Origin of the sequence: Acetobacter musti (genome assembly GCF_011516835.1) — a bacterium.
GTDB lineage: Bacteria > Pseudomonadota > Alphaproteobacteria > Acetobacterales > Acetobacteraceae > Acetobacter > Acetobacter musti.
The window spans coordinates 25618-40908 of record NZ_WOTB01000008.1; the positions used below are offsets into that span (position 1 = coordinate 25618).

Here is a 15291-nt window from a genome sequence, read left to right on the forward strand (position 1 = left end):
ATCCGGCGCGCAGGCTCCGCGGGCGGGGCGAATGAGGGAGTCAGTCCGGTTATGTCATTTCATCGCGTCCGGCAGGGGATTTGCAGTCTGGTCGCTGCGGTGATGATGTTTGCGCAGGCGGAGAGTCCGGTCGCGGTTGCGGCGGTGCCGACCGCGAGCACGCTGCCTCATCCGATTACGTTCAGTCCCGAGATCCGGACACGCCAGACTCTTGTGCAGGTTGCGCTGGAGCGGGAGCCCGCCGATCTGATTATCCGCAATGCCACGGTTCTGAATGTTTATACCCTGACCTGGGAAAAAGCGCAGGACATTGTGGTCCGGGATGGCCGGATTGCGTGGGTGGGACCTGTCGGGGCGTGGAAAGGGAAAGCGGCGCAGGTTTATGACGCGACCGGGCGATGGGCTGTGCCGGGGTTCGGGGAGTCCCACAAGCATATCGAAAGCTCGATGCTGTCCCCGGAGTGGGAGGCGGCGCTGGTCATTCCGCTTGGCAATACGTGGACGACCGAGGGGTCGCATGAATTCGCCAATGTGAGCGGTGAGCATAATGTCGAATTCTGGCTGACGCCGGAGAAGATGGGCAGTCCGCTGAAGATCTTCCCGGCTCTCGGATCGGCGACGCCGCCTTCCGCCTTTGAGCTTGGGGGCGGGAATTACGCCTATCGGGAGATTGCCGAGAACATCCGGAACAATCCGCGCGTTCAGGGTCTGGACGAAGTGATGGACTGGCCGGCGGTCTCGACGCCGTCCCATCCCGGGTATCAGCGGATCTGGGAAAATATTCAGGCCACGGTGGACACGCGGGGCGTGGTGGACGGGCATGGGGCGGGGCTTTCGGATCTTGACCGGATCGATGCTTTTGCGGCCGCCGGTCTTTCGAGCGACCATGAGACGAAGATGCCGGAGGAGGCGTGGGACAAGCTGCAGCGGGGGATTTTTCTCCAGCTCCGGGATGACAACATTGAGCGGGCGGTGCCGCTTTTCCTGAAAAAGGGGCTGGCGAACTGGAGCAGCATCTCCTTTGTGACGGATGACCGGAACGTCGCGGATACGCTGAAGCAGGGCACGATGGATCACCATGTGCGTCTTGCGATTCAGCTTGGGGTTCCGCCTGAGGCGGCGTTTGCGATGGCCAGTCTTTATCCGGCCAGGCATGGTCATATGGACCAGATTGTCGGGTCGATCGCGCCGGGGCGGTATGCCGATGTAGTTCTGCTGTCCTCGGTCCGGGATGTTGCTATCCGCGAGGTTTTCGCCAGTGGCCGGCTGGCGGCGAAAGACGGGCAGTATCTGCTCGACGTGCCAAAGATCCGGTGGCCGGCCTGGGCGTCTGATACGATTCATGTCGGGCGGGCGCTGACGGCGGATGATTTTGTGATCCGGGCGCCGGCGGGGCGGACGACGCAGGTGACGGCGGCGATTCAGGCGCCGTTCTATACGGACCCGGAGCAGAAGACGGCGGTGCTGCCTGTTGTGAACGGGGTTGTTCAGCGGGATATCGGGCATGACATCGTCAAGGTTGCGACGGTGGACCGGTACTGGGGCAAAGCGCGTCTGGGCAAGATGTTCTGGACCGGGCTCGGACCGCGCTCGCCGGACTCCGCGATTGCCACCTCCGTTTCCCATGATCTTCACAACATCACGGTGATCGGCACGAGCGATGCGGCTATGGCGACGGCGGTGAACAGGATCGAGCAGCTTCGTGGCGGCATCGTGCTGGTGGATCATGGAAAGATCACGGCGGAGATGCAGCTTGAGATCGGCGGCCTGATGACGAGCCGGCCGGTTAAGCCGGCTGCTGCTGACATGGAGCATCTCTATTCGGCGGCGGATTCGATGGAGTGGATCGGGGAGCCCGGTTTTCCGCGTCGTGTCATCTTTGCGATGATTACGTGCAGTCCGTTCACCTGGCGGCTTGTGGTGCCTTATCCGGGTAATCCGGGCGGGCTGGTTCTGCTCCAGACCGGGCAGACGATGCCCACGGTTTGGTGAGAAGTTTTTTTCGCCGGGGCCTGCTGGTCCCGGTTTTTCTTTTTCTGGCGGCTCTGGTGTGTGGCGTGCCGGTGCTGCGCGCCGATCCGCTGACCGTGACGCGGGTGCTGGTCTCGTTCGATCAGCCGCGGGCGGTTACGATTACGGTGGACCTCGATCTGACGGTGATGATGGGCGGGCCGGAAGGGTATTATGCCCTTGCCACGGGGAAAGGGCCTGCGCAGGAGGCGTTGCTGCATCAGGCGACGCGGGGTGTGGCGGATGCCCTGCCCTTCTTCGTCGGGACACTGCGGCTGGAGCCGCGCTTTGTTTCGTTCGTGCCGGCGGCGGGGACGAAGGCGGAATTTCTCGATGCGATGATGACGCGCACATCGCGTTTCGTGTTTACGGCCTCTCTGCCGGAGAAGGCGGGTACGCTGCGTCTGTCTGTTCCGATCGGGGCGCCGATCGATTATCCGCTGGCCTATACTGTGCGTGTACCGGCGCGGCATCTGACACGGACGCGCTGGATGGAGGCGGGTCAGCATGAGGGCGATCCGTTCGACTATGCGGGGCTGCTGCCGGCCTCGGCCCCGGTGATGACGGCTCCGCCTGCTGCTTTCGATCCTGATACACTGAGCTGGAAACAGCAGTTTCCGCTTTATCTGCATCTGGGTTTCCGTCACATCGTGCCGGAAGGGACGGACCATATCCTCTTTGTGCTCGGGCTTTTCTTTCTTGGAATTTCCTGGCGCAATCTGCTGTCACAGACGACGGTTTTTACGATCGCTCATGCGACGACGCTGTTTCTCTCCGCCTGGGGGATTCTGCGTCTGCCGCCGTGGATTGTGGAACCGATGATTGCGCTGTCGATCAGTTTCATTGCGGTGGAGAATATTGTCAGTCCGCGTCTTGGTGTGACGCGGCTGGTGGTGGTGTTTCTGTTCGGTCTGATTCACGGGTTTGGGTTTGCCGGGAGTCTGAGCGAGATTCCGTTTCCGCGCCGGGATTTCGTGGTGGCGCTGCTGGGGTTCAATCTTGGTGTCGATCTGGGGCAGCTTTTTATTATTGCAGTGGCGGCGCTGGTGTTTGGCTGGTGGCGAAACCGGCCGTGGTTCCGGCGGTGGATTGCGGTGCCGGCTTCGGGGGTGATTGCGGCGACGGGGCTTTTCTGGGCGGTGCAGCGGGTTGTTTTTTATGCGGGGTGATGGGGGGCTTAATAGAAAGCGGGTTGGGAAGCTATAAAGGTAAAGCCCGATAATATGTGCTTTTAAGGTATGCATCAAATACAGACATAATACATAGCGAAAATGCTTTTTGCATAGTAAGGCTAACAGAAACGTGTGTTGACACATTGGTAGAAAAAAGGGTTCTCAGTATATGCATTTGACGCCTGAGCCTCCAGCGGACTCCCCTATTCCGCTAACCGTTCCGTCGATTAAAGCGCCTGTAATTTCTACTTATGTGAGCAGCCGCCCAAAATTTAGACATTTTTCCGAGTTAGCAAATTCTACTGCCCCTATATGGGCTAGTAGTGCGAGCGCAGCTTGCGTATGGCAAATGGATCCTGTTCATAAACTTGAAGAAGGAGTTGAGGGAGGTTTCTGGGTAAAGGACCCACCATTGAGTGGTTATGCAAAACCAAGAAAACTTGAACGATTGCACGTGAATTCCCCAATTGCAGCTACGGAGAAGATTGCATCGGATCTAGCTTATGAGCTTGATTTGCCTGTGCCACCAGTGACGTTATTTAGTCGTGAATCATACCCAAAGACCGAAATGGGACAGCATGCTGTATCCCTCCCACCATTCAGTGAGGTGCTTACTTGGAAGCAAATTTGCGCTAATCCTGTTTTAAATGGAATAGCCCGTTCATGTTCTCAAGGTGCGATGTCTGCCATATTGCCATTTGACACTTGGTTGCACTGCCATGATCACTACGACCATGGTGGAAATCTTTTGGTAAGCATTTTGAACGAGAAGACATGTAACTTTGCTTTCATTGATTACTCATGGTCACTGGCCTTCAGCTGGAAGCTGGCTAATTATAAAGAGAATTATGTTGCTCCTTGCTATGATCCAGCCACCACTCCAGATTTGAAAGTTTTGGAGTCCACTATCCAAGCCATAGAAACATTGGATGATGCGAAAATCGATCAGATTGTGAGTCGCATCCCGGGGGACTTTTTGACGTTAGAAGACAGACAGCTTATTCTCGATGGATTAATGTATCGCAAACAAAATTTGCGATCTATTATTGGATCATGCTACGCGGAGGTTGTGTAATGATTAAAAACAAAGCAGCCTTTGCTAGAATTACTTATAGAACGGAATTGGGGAATGCTGATAGCGAACAAATTCCACTAGGTCTTCTTGTGAAATTTTCTTCGGAAACCGAGAGTGCCGATTATATTATTTTGTTGTCTAAGGAACGCCTTGCTGATGATCAGCGCGTCAAGCTTGGATATATGGCACAAATATTATTAAAAAATCCGTCTGAGTATTTGCAGACAGTTATTGATCAAGTTGTGAAGAAAAAAGAAGGGGATTTCTTTCAGAATCTAGCTTCCGAATTGGCATGGTCTGTTTTTATGACGCCAAGTGTATCTGTTTTAATACCCAATGACGCTATCGCTGAATTATCTTCAATATTGGAAAAAAATCTCACAGAGCCTATGAAAAAAGGAAAACATAATTTAAAAGGAAAACATATAAAAAATACACAAAAACATTATATTTATCAACAAGAAATGAAAACTATCCCTACAAACTCTACATCAATACCTATTGATTTTTTTCATACATACACTCCCCCAGAATTTGAGTTAGATCTAAAAAATGATAATACACCAAAGGCTTGGATGACAGAGAATATGCTAAATAGAGTACATTGTCATTAAATTATAAAAGCATGTGTCTTTCTCATTGAATGGAAAAGATACATGCTTAATTTTATCTACCAAGTAGATATTTTGACATTATCTAAATACAATATGTAGACGTTGTATATTCTAATTCAAACATACCAACAATCATCATGAACAAAATTAAGTGTTGGAAAATTATTTTTAATAAAACTATTCATATTAAAAATTTTTAAATAGATAAACATAATTGGTGTTTTATTAGTTCAATTATACGGGTCATGACAGACTGACTGCTAATATTTAGAAGAAAAACCGCAAAATCTACTCAGAATATAATTTTTATTAACTCCATCGCCTTATTCCTGACAGAATCTCACGGCCCTTTTCGTGGCGCGACGGTAGCGGCGAAGACTTTCCCCTGGCGGTAGGAGATCCAGACGCGGTGAGTGGAGAACCAGTCGGAGCCGAGGAGCATGTCCACGTTTTCCGAGATGGGAGAAACGGTGAGGACGGGGTTGTGTTCGGTTTCGGTGCCGACGGTGAGGCTGTGGAAGCGGTGCCAGCGATAGACTGAGATGCGGCCGTCGACGCCGGAGGTGGTGCCGCCGGGGTCGATGGCGAGCGCGTCTTCGGTGACGCCGGCGGCTTCGGCGGCGGTGCGGGAGACGATGCGGGAGCGGGCGCCGCTGTCGAGCAGGGCGGTGATGTCGTGGCCGTCGAGGCTGACATGGAGCAGGGCGCGCTGGTCGCGGAATTCGGCTTTCAGTTCCTGCCAGTGAAGAGGTTGCACGTGGAGGGGCTTTCCGCCCTCCCCTTCTGTTTCCTGTGGTGGCGGGACTTCGGGGCAGCCGGGTGGGGTGGACCAGAAGGCCATGCGGCCGCCCGGGGCGTCGATTTCCAGGATGTCGCGGCCGAGGATGTCGCCGCCGAGCAGACCTTCGACGGGGGGATGGATATTGGGCCGGCCCGGCAGGACGCCGAGCGGGAGGGAGACGGGGCCGAATTCGGTATCGCCGAGGCGGAGACTGGGGGCGATGACGTTGGGGACGACGCCGGCGGAGCCGCCGGTGCCGCTGACATGGGTGCGGGCGTGAGGATCGGGCGGCAGGTTCACGGACTGAGCGAACCAGGGGGAGATGAGGCTGCCTTCCGAGCCGGTGTCGATGATGAGGCTGACGGTTTTGCCGCTGACCGCGACGGGGGCGGAGAGGAAGCCGAGATCGTTACGGAGAGGGAGTTCGGTCTGTTTCTGCGGGGAGCAGGTGGCCGCAACCGCCGGGGGGAGCGGTGTGGTCAGTGCTGCGGCGCAGAGAGTGGCGAGCGCGATCAGGAGGCCGGGGCGGCCTGGACCGGTCGCGTCGCGGGGGAAGAACATGGTGCGGCCCATAAAAAAAGCGCGTCTCCTCAGCCGGGCCGGTCGGCGAAGCGGTCGGTGGCTTCGATGAGGGCGGAACGAATGCCGGGTTCGGACATGGCATGGCCGGCGTCTTCGATCAGGCGGAATTCGGCTTCCGGCCAGGCGCGGTGGAGATCCCAGGCGGTGCGGGCGGGGGTGGCGATATCGTAGCGGCCCTGGACGATGATGGCGGGGATGTCACGGAGGCGGTCGACGTCGCGGATGAGCTGGCCTTCGGCGAGCCAGCCGGCGTGGACGAAGTAATGATTTTCGATGCGGGCGAAGGCGAGTGCGAAAGTTGGGTCGGCGTGCTGACTCTCGATGGCGGGGGATGGCAGCAGGGTGAGGGTTTCACCTTCCCAGAGCGACCAGGCGAGGGCGGCTTCGCTGCGTTCGGCCTCGTTGTCGCTGGTGAGACGTTTGCGGTAGGCGGTCATGAGATCGCTGCGCTCGGTCTCGGGGATCGGGGCGAGGAAGCGTTCCCATTTGTCGGGGAAGAGCCAGGCGCCGCCGCCCTGATAGTACCAGAGCAGTTCCTTGCGGCGCAGGGTGAAGATGCCGCGCAGGACGAGGGCGCTGACGCGCTCCGGGTGGGTTTCGGCGTAGGCCAGGGCGAGGGTTGAGCCCCAGGAGCCGCCGAAGACGACCCATTTTTCGACGCCGGTCATTTCGCGCAGGCGCTCGATGTCGGCGACGAGGTGCCAGGTGGTGTTGTTGTCCAGCGAGGCGTGGGGAAGCGAGCGGCCGCAGCCGCGCTGATCGAAGAGCAGGATGTCGTAACGGGCGGGATCGAACATGCGGCGCTGGCCGGGGGTGCAGCCGCCGCCGGGGCCGCCATGCAGGACGACGGCGGGAAGGCCGCCGGGAGTGCCGCAGCGTTCCCAGTAGATGAGGTGTCCTTCGCCGGTGTCGAGATGGCCGTGAGCGTAGGGTTCGATCTCGGGGTAGAGGTCACGGAGGGCGGGCTGTCCGGTCATGCTTTGCTTCCTGTAATGGCGCGGGGGTGGGCTTTTTGCCAGACCTCCATCAGCCGGGCTTCGTCTGCGAGGGTGTAACGCTGGGTGGTGGACAGGCTGGCGTGGCCGAGCAGCTCCTGGATGGCGCGGAGATCGGCGCCGCCTTCCATCATGTGGGTGGCAAAGGAATGGCGCAATGCGTGCGGGGTGGCGTGCTCTGGCAGACCTTCGCTGCGGCGCCATTCGCGCATGGCGCGCTGGGCGACGCCGGGGTTGAGGCGGCCGCCGCGCACGCCGGGGAAAAGCGGTTCGTCGGGTGCGGGCGACGGGTGGAGGCGGCGCCAGTGTCTGAGGGCGTCGGAGACGCGCGACACGAGGGGGACGAGGCGCTCTTTGCCGCCCTTGCCGGTCACGCGCAGAAAGCCGGCGGCGAGGGCGGCGTCGAGATCGCTTATGTTGAGGTTCAGGGCTTCCGAAATGCGGAGGCCACCGCCGTAGAGGAGCAGGAACAGGGCTTTGTCGCGTTCCTGAGCCATGCTGTCGCGTTCGAGAGCGGCGATTTCCTCGCCGGCTTCGGCGGCTTCCGGTTTTGGCAGCGGACGCGGGAGCGGGACTTTGGCGCGGGGTCTGGTGAGGAGTGAGGGAGCCGGGTTTTCGGTGCCGAGGTGGCGGGCGAGGAAGCGATAGAAGGAGCGGAGGGCGGACACGCGGCGGGCGCGGGTGCGGGCGGCTTTGTCGCGGGTGGTGGGAATTTTGCCGTGCTGCGGGGTCAGGGCACGGGTCTGTTCGTGGGCGAGCCAGGCGCGAAGGTCGGAGAGGCTGACGGCGCCGAGAGTCGTGAGCGTCGGTTCATCGGCGTGGTGGTTTGTGAGGAAGCCGAGAAAGAGGGCGAGGTCGCTGCGGTAGGCTTCGATGGTGCGGGGGGACGCGCCGCGTTCCGCCGTGAGCCAGGTGAGGAATTTTTCGAGGGCTTCGTGGGCGGTCATGCGGAATGACCTTTTTGAGAGGGCGCTTTTTCAGGGCGCTGCCCTGAACCCGGCAGGGAGCGTGGCTCCCTGCACCCTGATCTGTCTGATGAAATGGTTTGCGAAGGTCTGTGGGCCTGGCCGGGTCCGGGGAGAGCCTGGGCTGGTTCGCCGGAATGGCCTGCGACTGTGGGGGCGAGACAGAGCGGGGCGATGACGTTACTAAGGGGCATGGTGCAGAGCAGCCTACTGGAACCTTTACCGACACGGAAGCGGGTGGCCGTGTTGCTGCCGCTCCCCTTCCCTTATCCGCTGGACTATGTGGTTCCGGCAGGTCTGTCCGACTCGCTGAAGCCCGGTGATGTGGTTGTGGTGCCGCTCGGGGCGCGGCGGGAGACGGGGGTGGTCTGGGAGCAGACGGTGCTGCCGCCCGAACTGATGCCCCCTGCCCCGCCTGAGATTGCGTCGACCCGGTTGCGGGCGGTGAAGGAGAAGCTGGATCTGCCGCCGGTGCCGGGGGCGCTGCGTCAGTTCATCGACTGGGTGGCCGCTTATACGCTGGCGCCGCCGGGGATGGTGCTGGCAATGGCGTTGCGCTCGCATATGCGGGGAACGCAGGGAGCGCCGGCGGCGGGCTGGGTGCGCGGTGAGGAGCCACCGGCCTCGTTGCGGATGACGCCGGCGCGCAGGGCGGTGCTGGCGGCGCTGGACGCGGGATCGGCACCGATGGCGACGGGGGAGCTGTCGGAGAAGTCGGGGGCCAGTGCGGCGGTGATCCGGGGGCTGGCGGATGCGGGTGTGCTGCGGTCGGTGCTGATGGCGGCGCCCTCGCCGTTCGCGGCACCGGATGCGGGGCATCGGCTGCCGGTGCTGGAGGGAGAGCAGGATTTCGCGGCGCGGGAGCTGCGGGCGCGTGTAGCGGAACGGGCGTTTTCCGTAACGTTGCTGGAGGGTGTGACCGGGTCAGGCAAGACCGAGATTTATCTGGAAGCGGTGGCGGAGTGCATTGCGGCCGGGCGGCAGGCGCTGGTTCTGCTGCCGGAGATTGCGCTGTCGGCGCAGTGGATGGAGCGGTTCACCAAGCGGTTCGGGGCGCGTCCGGCGGTGTGGCATTCTGAGATCGGGCAGCGGGCGCGGCGGCTGACGTGGAATGCCTGCGCGGACGGGTCGGCGCGGGTTGTGGTGGGCGCGCGGTCGGCGCTGTTTCTGCCGTTTCGTGATCTGGGTCTTGTGATCGTCGATGAAGAGCACGAGGCGATTTTCAAGCAGGAAGAGGGCGTGATGTATAACGCCCGCGACATGGCGATCGTGCGGGCGCGGCTGGCGGGGGCGCCTGCGGTGCTGGTGTCGGCGACGCCGAGCCTGGAGACGCTGAACAATGTGGAGACGGGGCGGTACCGGCATCTGGTGCTGCCGTCGCGGCATGGCGGAGCGGCGATGCCGGAAACGCGGCTGATCGACATGCGGGAGGCGCCGCCGCCGAAGGGGCTGTTTCTGTCGCCGGTGCTGGTGGAGGCGGTGCGCGGCACGCTGGCGCGGGGGGAGCAGGCGATGCTGTTCCTCAATCGCCGGGGGTATGCGCCGCTGACGCTGTGCCGGAAATGCGGGCATCGGATGGAGTGTCCGAACTGCACGTCCTGGCTGGTGGAGCATCGGAAACGGCGTGTTCTGTGCTGTCATTATTGTGAGTATGTGACGCCGGTTCCGGAGAAATGTCCGTCCTGCGAGGCGGAGCACAGTCTGACGGCGATCGGGCCGGGGATCGAGCGGATTACGGAAGAAGCGGCGTCGGAATTTCCGGAGGCGCGGGTTCTGGTGATGGCCAGCGACACGATCAGCGGGCCGGCGGCGACTGCGGAAGCGGTGGGGAAGATTTCCCGTCGCGAGGTGGATCTGATCATCGGGACGCAGATTGTGGCCAAGGGCTGGCATTTTCCGCATCTGACTCTGGTAGGGGTTGTGGATGCCGATCTGGGGCTTGGCGGCGCGGATCTGCGGGCCGGGGAACGGACGATGCAGCTGCTGCATCAGGTGGGTGGTCGCGCGGGGCGTGCGGAGGCGCCGGGCGAGGTGCTGCTGCAGAGTTTCGCGCCGGATCATCCGGTGATGCAGGCGCTGATTTCCGGGGATTTCGCGGCGTTCATGGCGGAGGAAGCGGAGCAGCGGCGGCCGGGGTTCTGGCCGCCGTTCGGGCGGCTGGCGGCGCTGATCATCAGTTCGGAGAATGCGGATGCGGCGCAGAACGCGGCGCGGGCGCTGGGGCGGGCGGCGCCTTATGGCGACGGGATTGAGGTGATGGGCCCTGTCCCTGCCCCGCTGGCGGTGTTGCGGGGACGGCATCGGCAGCGGTTGTTATTGCGGACGCAGCGGACGATTGCGGTGCAGCCGATTCTGCGGCGCTGGCTGGCGGAGGTGCCACTGACGAGTGCTGTGCGGGTGGATGTGGATGTGGACCCGGTTTCGTTTTTGTGAGGGGGGTGTCGGGCGGCGTATTGCGGCCGGTTGCGTTTGCGTATCGGGCGCGGACGGGGAGGATCGTTTCTTCGTACTGCGTATAGCCTGCATACACAATATTGTCAGTAATGAAACCTTACTACAGACTATACACTTTCTGATACATTATGGCTGAAGCCGTCTTAATTCCGCCATCGCCATAGTTTATAAAACACCTGTAAAATCAGCTTCTTTTTTATCGGAGAAATTGTGCGGGCGATGCCTTACAGTGACAGCGTGATATATTATGACCGCAGCCGGAAAGCGTAAGATTCCATGATGGACGGCAAGCGCATTGCAGTGGTTCTGCCCGCTTACAATGCGGCGAAGACGCTGAAGCAGACCTTTGACGAGATCCCGCAGGATATTGTCGATGACATCATTCTCACCGACGATGCCAGCAGTGACGAGACGGTGGCGCTTGCCCGCTCGCTTGGCGTTCATACGATCGAGCATGACCGGAACCGTGGCTACGGCGGCAATCAGAAGACGTGTTACGAAAGCGCTCTGGCCCGTGGGGCGGATATCGTAATCATGCTTCATCCGGACTATCAGTACTCGCCGAGGCTGATCCGGGCGATGGCGGCCATGCTGACCTCGGGGCATTACGACGTGGTGATTGCGTCACGCATCCTGGGCAAGGGAGCCCTGGAAGGCGGGATGCCGCTGTATAAATATGTCGCCAACCGTGTTCTGACGCTCACGCAGAATATCCTCATGAGCGCCAAGCTGTCGGAGTATCACACCGGCTATCGCGGATGGCGCAGGGAGGTTCTGGAGGCTCTGCCTCTCGACACCTGTTCCGATGATTTTGTTTTCGATAACCAGATGCTGGCGCAGGCCATCAATGCAGGATTCAGGATTGGTGAAATCTCCTGTCCGACGCGTTATTTTGACGAAGCATCGTCCATCAACTTCCGGCGCAGCGTTAAATACGGGCTGGGCGTGCTGCAGACCTCGGCTCAGTTCCGGCTGAACCGCATGGGACTCCTTCGCAGTCGTATTTTTAAAAAATGACCATTTTTTCGGGACAAAGTAAAAATTACGCTGTGGCTTCCGGGAGCCGGAATTCTGCCCTGCGCGCCATTATTGTTCTTGGGGTGGTCGCGGTTGTGCTGGGGGCGGTGTCCTTTGTTTTCAGACATTCCGCTCTGGCGCTGCTCGTGCAGAATTATATCCCGGATGCCCGTCAGGAAGGTGGCTGGCGGGGCTGGATGCTGTGCGAACTGATCCAGATTGTCGTGGCGCTGTGCGGGATTCTTCCCGCCTCGGCCACGGCGATGGGTATCGGCGCCGCTTATGGCGTGACTGACGGGTTTCTGCTGGCGGCCCCGGCGACACTGATCGGTGCTCTGATCGCGTTTGTTCTGTCCAGAACCTTTCTGCGGGGGTTCATTGCCCGGCTGCTGCAGAGGAGTGCGCGGCTGGACCGGCTGGACCGTGTTCTGTCGGCGGAAGGCTGGAAGATTGCCTGTCTGTTCCGTCTGTCTCCGATCATGCCTTTCTCTCTCACCAGCTTTGCTCTTGGCATGAGTTCGCTGTCCGCGGGCGCCTATATGACCGGCACGCTCGCTTCCCTGCCCGCTCTGCTTGGTTATGTCGCCATGGGGGCACTGGCGTCGAAGGGCATTACGGCTCTTGATGGCGACAGTGTTTCATGGCTGCATGCGGGGCTTATGATTGCGGGGGCGGCCGGGACGTTCGCGCTTGTGTGGCATCTGAACCGGGTCATCTCCAGGGTGCTCCGCAGTGAAACGGACCGTCCCTGACGGAAGGAGAACGCGATATGCCTTCCGGAAACGCCGGGACCGGTCATTCTGCTTCGCTTCCTTCTGTTCCACTGTCGGGCAATCGCCGGTTCCAGGGCTTCCTTCTGGTTTTTCTGTTCTCGCTTCTTCTTTGCCTGAGATTTCATGCAGCCTGGCCGAACGGACGTCTGGTCGCCGAGGAAGGCACCATCTTCTTTCGCAAGGCCTGGGAATCCTCCTGGTCCGACGCGCTGTTCTATTCCTATGGCGGCTATCTGAATCTTGTTACGAATGCGGGCACGCTGCTGGCGGAGCGGTGTCTGCCGCTGACCTTCGCTCCGTGGCTGACGATGCTGATCGGGCTTGCCTTTCAGATCTGCGCTCCGGTGCTTCTGGTCAGTGCGAAAGATGACTGGCTCCGGCCTTTATGGGTCAGAGCGATAGGCGTGGCGCTGTTGCTCGTTGCGCCGGAATCAGCGGAGGTCTCGCTGCATACGCTGCACAGCCAGTACCATCTGGCGCTGTGCTGCGGCATTATTCTCGGGTTGCGGACCGGGCGATCCGGTCAGGAAATTTTCCGCTGTATTCTGCTGGGACTGGCGCCGCTGAGCGGTCCGGGCGGGGTGATCATGGCGCCGCTTTTCGGTCTGCGTCTGCTTTTCGATCGCAGCAGAGCCCGTCTGGCAGAATGTCTGACGATTTCCATTTGCAGCGTTATTCAGGTTGTATTCTTCTTCCAGCCTTTTTCTGAAAGAACGTTCGGGTTCTTTTTTCAGGATTACGTTTTCGCGCTGTTCACCCGCTATGTGCTCTGGCCGTTTTTCAGTTTCGGTCCGCAGGTGCATGATCTGTCTCTTTATCTGCAGGACATTTCCTCACACCGTCATGTCGTGGTGGTTTACGATGTTCTGATTCTGCTTCTGTTCACCGCGATCCTTGTTCCGGTTTCGCTCAGCATTTACCGGAATCCGCGTGCGCGGCCGGCCGGATGGTTCTTCCTCGGAGGTGGTGTGCATGCGCTGGTCGCCATGTATGGCGCTCTGGGCGGGGCGGCTACGGTGATCAGTCTCGGGGCCGGGGAACGCTACTGTTTTGTTGCGCAGTCGCTCTTCGCGCTTGCCATTCTTGTTCTGGTGGCGACGGCCAGGCAGCCCCGGCGGCGTTTCGGTACTTTTATTCTGGCTCTGCTTCTGGTGTGCGGCTCACGACATTTTCTGAAATCGCGGGCTGAGATTGTGACCGGTCCGGACTGGCGCGCTGAAGTATCGGAGTGGAACCGGAATCACGCCCACGAGATCCGCGTCTGGCGGCAGGGCTGGACGATGAAGCTGTCTCCGCCGTGATGGCGGCTTGCCATTATCCGATGGTATATCTAAGGAAGTGCGGATTTTACCAGGCAGGAAAACGGATGTGGCAACGGGAAAACAGACGATAAGACGGGTCTTTCCCGCTCTGGCCTGTTCGGCTTTCTTTCTCCTGATGGCGGTTCTCTGGTGCGGCGGCCATCTGTCCGGCTATCAGCGGATCATTAAAATCTGGGGCGTCCATCCCTTTCCGTTTCCGTTTGTCGATACGGACACGGTGCTTTCCGCCGTGCGCTGTCTGAACAGGGGCATCGACGTTTATGTCGTCAATCCCTGCGATGCTCTGGGGCGGGTTTATGATTACTCGCCGCTCTGGATGGGGCTGACGGTCTTTCCGATGACGACGGCATGGGTGCTGCCGATCGGGCTTGGGGTGGACATCGCTTTTCTGTTTTCGCTGCTGCTTCTGCCGGCAGGACGTTCATGGCGGGATACGCTGCTGATTGCCTCTGGTGTGATCTCGGGTGCGACCCTGTTTGCCATGGAGCGTGGCAATAACGATCTGGTGCTGTTCGTGCTGGCATCCTGTGCCGCCACGCTGGTCTGCCGGTCCGCCGGGCTGCGGCTGATCGGTTATTCCCTCGCCCTTCTGGCCGGGCTTCTGAAATATTACCCGATGACGCTGATGCTGATTGCGACACGGGAGAAGCCGGCGCGGCTGTTCGCCGTCGCGGCGGCGAGTGCGGCTGTGACTGTTCTGTTCGCCGTGCTGACCTGGCACGATCTGACACGGGCGCTGGCGCTGATTCCGACCGGGTTTTATTTTGGCGACATGTTCGGGTCGGTGACGGTCGGGGGGGCGCTGACTCAGCTTTTCGGGCTGCCGCCGGGAGCGACGAAGCTGATCCGCGCTGGGATGTCGCTGGTGGCGATCGGGACTGGCGTGATGCTGGCGCTGCGTCCTGACAGCCGGCGGGCGCTGGCGATGCTGACTGAACGGGAGCGTTCGTTTCTTCTTGTCGGCGGGCTGCTGATCCTGAGCTGTTTCTTTACGGCGCAGAATATCGGCTATCGGGCGGTGCATCTCATTCTTGTGCTGCCGGCGCTCACTGTTCTGTATCGCATGTCCGGGCTGCTCCGTTTTCGTGCCGCGTTGCCGCTGGCGCTCGGTCTGCTGTGGTCGGTGACGTGGGGCCATGCCGTCCGTATTCTGACGGGCAATCAGGATTTTGAGAGTGGTATCCGGTTTGACCTGGCTGACGGTGCGGCCTGGGCTCTGCGCGAGGCCATGTGGTGGTGGCTGGTGACGATCCTTGTCTCGTGTGTTGTTACCCTTCTCATGGACTCGCCGGCTGCGACGCGGCTGCTGCGGCGATCTGATATCGGCTGATTCTGACGTGGAGTTCCGGAACGGTGGTTCCGGAGCCTTACTGAAGCTGGATATTGTCGGCAGGGTGGGCGGGCAGAACCGGTTTTCTCCGGAAGTGGATTCTTTGGGTAGTCTGCATAAGAGACTGTTTCAAAAGTCTGGCCGTGAAATCTCTGCTTAATTATAAAAGAAGTTTTTGGGTGCCGCCTTTTTCCAAAAAGG

The 15291-nt window shown here is 59.8% G+C and carries 12 protein-coding genes; 9 read left to right on the forward strand and 3 right to left on the reverse strand.

Annotation, left to right across the window (positions count from 1 at the left end):
• The first annotated feature begins 51 nt into the window (after positions 1–51).
• The 4 genes from GOB93_RS07745 (at position 52) to GOB93_RS07760 (ending at position 4871) form a co-directional block, all read left to right on the forward strand.
• Positions 52–1992, forward strand: a complete 1941-nt coding sequence (locus GOB93_RS07745) for an adenine deaminase (protein ID WP_242010616.1) — start codon at positions 52–54, stop codon at positions 1990–1992.
• Positions 1989–3179 (forward strand): HupE/UreJ family protein, encoded by a 1191-nt coding sequence (locus tag GOB93_RS07750; protein ID WP_338422325.1) that lies wholly within the window; start codon positions 1989–1991, stop codon positions 3177–3179. Before GOB93_RS07745 ends, GOB93_RS07750 begins: the two co-directional genes overlap by 4 nt.
• Before the next feature lie 352 nt (positions 3180–3531).
• Entirely contained in the window at positions 3532–4257 is a 726-nt protein-coding gene (locus GOB93_RS07755) for a HipA family kinase (RefSeq protein ID WP_173582939.1), read from the forward strand.
• The gene (locus tag GOB93_RS07760) at positions 4257–4871 is read left to right on the forward strand and encodes a hypothetical protein (RefSeq protein WP_173582940.1); all 615 of its coding nucleotides are present in this window, start codon (positions 4257–4259) and stop codon (positions 4869–4871) included. The genes GOB93_RS07755 and GOB93_RS07760 overlap by 1 nt, the downstream gene beginning before the upstream one ends.
• A gap of 340 nt (positions 4872–5211) precedes the next feature.
• Here GOB93_RS07760 and GOB93_RS07765 read toward each other — a convergent pair whose 3' ends face one another.
• From GOB93_RS07765 to GOB93_RS07775, 3 genes are read right to left on the reverse strand one after another with little or no spacing between them, the layout of a single operon-like run.
• Positions 5212–6225, reverse strand: coding sequence for a retropepsin-like aspartic protease (locus GOB93_RS07765; protein WP_242010617.1), 1014 nt, complete (start codon positions 6223–6225; stop codon positions 5212–5214).
• A gap of 17 nt (positions 6226–6242) precedes the next feature.
• Complete coding sequence (gene pip / locus GOB93_RS07770) at positions 6243–7211, reverse strand: prolyl aminopeptidase (protein WP_173582941.1); 969 nt, start codon at positions 7209–7211, stop codon at positions 6243–6245.
• Entirely contained in the window at positions 7208–8176 is a 969-nt protein-coding gene (locus GOB93_RS07775; RefSeq protein WP_173582942.1) for a tyrosine recombinase XerC, read from the reverse strand. The genes pip and GOB93_RS07775 overlap by 4 nt, the downstream gene beginning before the upstream one ends.
• Before the next feature lie 210 nt (positions 8177–8386).
• On the opposite strand from GOB93_RS07775, the gene GOB93_RS07780 reads away from it, so the two are divergent.
• From GOB93_RS07780 to GOB93_RS07800, 5 genes are all read left to right on the forward strand, one after another.
• Positions 8387–10627: a primosomal protein N' gene (locus GOB93_RS07780; protein ID WP_173583026.1), complete on the forward strand. Its 2241-nt coding sequence runs from the start codon at positions 8387–8389 to the stop codon at positions 10625–10627.
• A gap of 297 nt (positions 10628–10924) precedes the next feature.
• Entirely contained in the window at positions 10925–11665 is a 741-nt protein-coding gene (locus GOB93_RS07785) for a glycosyltransferase family 2 protein (protein WP_173582943.1), read from the forward strand.
• Positions 11662–12417 carry a TVP38/TMEM64 family protein gene (locus GOB93_RS07790; RefSeq protein ID WP_173582944.1) on the forward strand — a complete coding sequence of 252 codons (756 nt, stop codon included), beginning with the start codon at positions 11662–11664 and terminating at the stop codon, positions 12415–12417. The genes GOB93_RS07785 and GOB93_RS07790 overlap by 4 nt, the downstream gene beginning before the upstream one ends.
• Positions 12418–12434: 17 nt before the next feature.
• Positions 12435–13739 (forward strand): hypothetical protein, encoded by a 1305-nt coding sequence (locus GOB93_RS07795; RefSeq protein WP_242010619.1) that lies wholly within the window; start codon positions 12435–12437, stop codon positions 13737–13739.
• A 67-nt stretch (positions 13740–13806) separates the two neighbouring features.
• On the forward strand, positions 13807–15090 hold the full coding sequence (locus tag GOB93_RS07800; RefSeq protein WP_173582945.1) for a hypothetical protein: 1284 nt from the start codon (positions 13807–13809) through the stop codon (positions 15088–15090).
• Positions 15091–15291: the final 201 nt, after the last annotated feature.